This is a genomic window from Rhodopirellula maiorica SM1 (genome assembly GCF_000346295.1).
GTDB classification, from domain to species: domain Bacteria; phylum Planctomycetota; class Planctomycetia; order Pirellulales; family Pirellulaceae; genus Novipirellula; species Novipirellula maiorica.
On sequence record NZ_ANOG01000476.1, the window covers coordinates 1 to 5,191 of the forward strand.

Here is a 5,191-nt window from a genome sequence, read left to right on the forward strand (position 1 = left end):
TTTTGCCATCCANCTTTTTGCCGACACTCCTCGCGTCACCTCTCCACGCGATGACAGGCTGGAAGCCTATCCCACAAAAGTCTTGGCGACTTTCGCTACGGTTATGTGCCTTATTTTCCTATCAGCGATCTAAGCAGTGCGGAATGTGTCCACCACGAGCCTCGCATCGGGGATCTTTGGCAAGATCCACTACGGGGAACGACTAGCTGCTACTGCCTCGATAGACCTCAAGGACACGAGGTGCGATCACGGACCAATCGTATTTGGATCGCACATATTCACGACACGCTTCGTCACCCGGAATGTCTCGTTTGCCAGCAAAAATCTCCGAGAGCCCGATGGCGATCTGGTCCGCCGACTTGCCTGGCAAAATCAGTGACTCACTCAGCGGTCCCACGACTTCCGGTAGCGAGCCGACTGGTGTCACGATCGACGGCGTTCCGGTCGCCATCGACTCCAGTGTGACCAATCCGAATCCCTCGAGCGCTTGAGTTGGCAAGATGCTGTAGTCGGCTGCGCGGTAGGCGATCTGCAAATCCGAATCGGCAACAAACCCCAGCAAGCGAACGTTTTTCTGCAACTGATGTTGCTGGATTAATGATTCCAGTTCCGATTTTAATGGTCCGGTTCCCCCGATCATGAACAGCACATCGGGATGGTTGCGAACCACATCGATCGCCGCCTGGATCAAAACGTCGACTCCGACGCGGCGGCACAGCCGCCGGATCGAAAGCACGATCTCGCGATCGGCTGGCCAATCTAAACGTTCGCGTGCTTCGGCACGCGTGATCGCTGGATCGGCCGCACTCGCATCGATCGCGCCTGGGATGACATGCACCCGATCGGGGTCGACTCCAAACCGGTCGACCACCAACGTTTTAAACGCGGTCGATAGCGTGATGATTCGATCAGCGGATTGGTAGACTTTGCGTTCCTGACGCCGCTGTAGAAACGTTTTCCATTTTGGTGCCCCCTCGACTGCCGCTTCCTCGGCCCAGGGGCCTTGAAAATGTACGACGTGATCGTGATCGCCGATCAAATCGGTGACATGGTACGAAACCGACGCATGATGCGACACAAACGTAGCGCTGCGAGAATTGGCCAACAGCGGAGTAATCGTCTGACGCAGCTGTTTCCGTCGATCACGTCGTGAATCTTGCGGCGACGCAAACGGGATCACGCGATAGCCATGGGTATTTTCGATCTCGATGCGGCTTTGCACCAATGCCGACGTCGTCGCGCCCAGATTGGCATGCGCCGAACAGATCCCATGCTGGTAACGTTCCAACCCGCCGCCTCGGTCGCCGATCCACCCGAGGCCGAGATGAATGTAATCTTTCGTGTTCAGTTTTCCGACTTCTTCAAAACGAGTATCCGCCGCATGGCATCAGCCTGCGGGCTGTCCGAATGAGTATTAAGCAGGTAGGTAGGTGGAAATCACCATGGATCGAAAGTCTTGACGGCTTGTTGATTTGATTGTTTCACAGTCAGCCGAAGGCGTATTCGCTTCCGTTGGCGTACGCTCAATGCCATCTAGTTTGGCACTAAACGGGTGGCGTTTGTAACGGCGCGGGGCCCGCCCGGTCTAAACCGAACGTTTTACTCGCCTCAACCGGACGGCTCGCGCCGTGCCGCTAACAAAATAGATGGCATTGGGCGTACGCCTATCGGCTAACGGTTAAACGAAGCATTCTAAAAATGCTTCACTGCGCCCCCGACTGAGCGGCCGCATTGGTTGAGCATGGGAACCGTGGTTAGCGCCAAAGCGCAACGCTGTGAAGCATTTTTCCCTATAGGGAAAACGCGAATTAACTGTAGCGAAAGTCGCAGAGACTTTCGGCCACGTGAGTAGAACCGAAACTCTCTGCGAGTTTCGCTACGAAAAAATGCTTCGCAGCGTTGGCCCAACGCGGCTAACATACCGAAAGTGTCATTCGCCGGCCACTCTCGGTTACGTCATGAGCTGCGAACGCATGCTGCTGCTTCGATTGCATCGGCAAACCGATCGGCCAATCGATCCAGTGCATAATGTTCATGCACATAACGGTGGCCCGTCGCGGCCATCTCGGCACGCCGATCGGGGTCCTGGATCATCCGGCGAAGCTGCACTGCCAGATCGTCGGCATCCGCTTCGCGGAACACCAATCCACCTCCTGTCGTGCGAATGATGTTTGGGATCTCACCCGAATCCGACCCGATCAACGGCGTACCGCAAGCAAGCGATTCCACCAGCACCCGACCAAATTGCTCGGTCCAATTGGGACGCGATTCCGAAGGCAACAGCAAACAATCGACCGACTCGTAGAACGTGGCCACCTCGGCATGTGGAACAAAGCCTCGCCACTGTACCCGATCAGCAACGCCGTGCTTCGATAGCGCCGCTTTAACCTCAGGTTCGTAGGGTCCCGATCCGATCATGATTAGCCGCCACGGCAGTTCGCGGATTTTCCCTAGCGCGGCCGCCAGGGTCACCAATCCCTTTTCTTCCACGACGCGGCCGACAAAGGCAAACGTCGTCACACCGTCAGCTTCAGCATGCCGCGAACGAACGTCTTGCGTGGTGAAATATTGCGCCGCATCGAACCCGAGCGGCAATATGGTCGAGGCGTTCTGGTAGCCTTTGGTGCGATGGACTTGGTCCACCGCAGTGGTTATTGGGAACGCGAACGAGCTTTGCCGGTATACCCATGCTTCGGCGGTTCGAAAAGGCAACGGGTAGCGTTTCACCAAATTCTGGCACGAGAAATAGCCAAACGGAATGTTGCCTGTTTTTGCGGCCGCACGACACCACTGGATCGTCGACACCGCATACGGTTCATTGTGCGAATAGATCACATCCGGCTCAATCTTTCGCAACAATTTACTTGCGATTATCCAATAGCCATGCAGAGGTACGCTGCCGTTTTTAAACACCGGTGCAGTGACAAGTTCGGCATCAAACTCGGGATACAGATCGGCGGGCATCAGATCGCCATATTCATTGCGCCACTGCTGGGGCAACACCATCGTGACGTCCCAATCACGCTTGCTGGCCGCGATCGCGAATATTTTTTGGTTTTGAGGCAACGCACAAGCGTGACTCGCGATTAATAGTTTTAAGGACAAAACAAATTCTTCTTTCAGCATGTGGGCGTATTCATTAGCCGGATGGCGTCAGCCCAATGCCATCTACTTTGGCACTAAACGGGTGGCGTTTGTAGCGGTGCGGCGCGGGGCCCGCCCGGTCTAAACCGAACGCTTTACTCGCCTCAACCGGACGGCTCGCGCCGTGCCGCTACCAAAGTAGATGGCATTGGGCGTCAGCCTGCGAGCCGTTCAATGACCAAAACCGCCATACCAGAGGCCCCCACGCTCACGCGTTGTGGCTAATTATTCGCACGCTCACGCGTCGCGGCTAATCGTTTTGGCCAATGGTTCGTTGCTCGATTAACCGACGATAAACATCGAGCGTCTTATCGGTGATCGCATCCCAACTGAATTGCTCTTCGACCAGCCTGCGTGCGGCCTTGCCATGCCGCCGCACTTGCTCGGGCGAATCGAAATAATGCTGGATCGTTTCGGCAATCGAATCGGGGGTTCGACCAATCATCGTCCCTGTCTCGCCACTTCCCACCAATTCATGTGCTCCGCTGACATCGGGCATCAGCACCGGTAATCCCGAGGCGGCCGCTTCGATTGTGGCCAAGCTGAAGGCTTCATAAGAGGTTGGAAACAGGAACAAGTCGCCCGCGGCATAGTAGCGGTGCACATCGCTGCGAAACCCGGCAAAGGTCACCCGAGACTGCAGTCCTAATCGATCGCTCATTTGCCGTACGTCGCCACCCGCACGATCGTGACCGACGACCAACAATTTGATCCTGGGATTCGCTAGCTTCGCCATTGCTTGCAGTGCCAAATCGAGTCCCTTGCGACGCCAATCACCGCCGCTAAAGACCATTACGAAATCATTGTCGTCGATTCCATGTTCACGACGGACATCCCCGCGATGCGAATCTCGATTGGCGGGTGTAAAACGATCCAAGTCGGCGCCGTTGGGGACGACGGTAACGTTCCCCAAATCGGACTCGCCTTGCAAGCCAACGTTATGCAGCGAATGATTTGCCGCATTGCCATGAACTGCCGCGGCAGGCAGCTCGGCACTGCGGCAACCTGCTTGTTGAACTTCAGGATAGGTTTCCAATAGCTCTTGCTTGGTTCCTTCGGACACCGGCAAAAACGCTCGCGGTCCGGTCGGCCCGCATGCATGATACGCCTGTTGTTCACATCGGATCACATGTCGGTCGTACGCCCACCATGACAATCGGCGCAGCCGCCCGGCCGTTGCGGCGGCTCGACTTTCCGCCGTCTGCAGAACCTTGAACGGATGCACGGTTTGGATTGTGTAAACGTCCGCTCGCGACGTATTGGGCCCGGCTGAATGGACGATATCAAACTTGCGAGTGCCGCGTAGACGCCCATCCACGTTGAGTTTAAACGAAGCGAAATCAGCGATCTCGGGACGTTTCGGTCCCGTGACTTCAATCCAATCGATTCCGGTACCCTCGATCGCTTCGACCGTTCGCGCAAACAGACTGACGTGATGCCCTCGCAGCACCAATCGCTCGGCAACTTCCAAGACGGCGCGTGAGGTACCTTCATGCCGGTTGGCATTAATGATCACAAAGGCGATGCGTAAAGAGTTTTCAGTATTCAGTGGTCAGTATTCAGTGAAAGGTAGGCAGGAAAGAGTGTTCCGTTGGGAGTTGTACGCAGAGCGATCTGATTCGCGTCGATTCGCGGGCAGTTTTTTTAGAAGAAGATGGAGAGGGGACAATTGGTGTTTGCTTGAGTGCGTTAACGCTGACTACTCTACGCTCCTAGGCCACCTACGACGACTTGCCAGGACCAAGGTCTTACCGTAGCTCCTGTTGAAGTTAATGAACTTGGCTAACAGCAAATCGGCACGTTTTCCGAAAAGGGCTTAGTTCGTCTCGATCGCTGAGTCACTCGGTGAATTGCGTGCCCGCTCCCAGAGCGTTGAAATCAATTGGCTTACATGGGGTTGAACAATGACTTCAGCAATGTAACAAATCGGCACCAAGACAAAGACAATAGCCGCGAGTTGAACGATTAAGCCATTATCCGCTGTTAGATCAAGCAAGGGTCTGTGCAAAATATAGAGTGAGGTGGTGACCTGATTCCGGGCGCGCCT

At 55.3% G+C, this 5,191-nt stretch carries 4 protein-coding genes; all 4 read right to left on the reverse strand.

Going from position 1 to position 5,191, the window contains the following annotated elements; translation table 11 throughout:
- Positions 1-202 precede the first annotated feature (202 nt).
- Entirely contained in the window at positions 203-1,288 is a 1,086-nt protein-coding gene (locus RMSM_RS14990; protein ID WP_008697678.1) for a glycosyltransferase family 4 protein, read from the reverse strand.
- Positions 1,289-1,956: 668 nt separating this feature from the next.
- The gene (locus tag RMSM_RS14995; RefSeq protein WP_008697679.1) at positions 1,957-3,126 is read right to left on the reverse strand and encodes a glycosyltransferase family 4 protein; all 1,170 of its coding nucleotides are present in this window, start codon (positions 3,124-3,126) and stop codon (positions 1,957-1,959) included.
- Between the two features lie 268 nt (positions 3,127-3,394).
- Positions 3,395-4,660 (reverse strand): glycosyltransferase family 4 protein, encoded by a 1,266-nt coding sequence (locus tag RMSM_RS15000; RefSeq protein ID WP_008697680.1) that lies wholly within the window; start codon positions 4,658-4,660, stop codon positions 3,395-3,397.
- A gap of 300 nt (positions 4,661-4,960) precedes the next feature.
- A partial coding sequence (locus RMSM_RS42625; protein ID WP_236622150.1) for a hypothetical protein occupies positions 4,961-5,191 on the reverse strand: 231 nt, incomplete at its 5' end.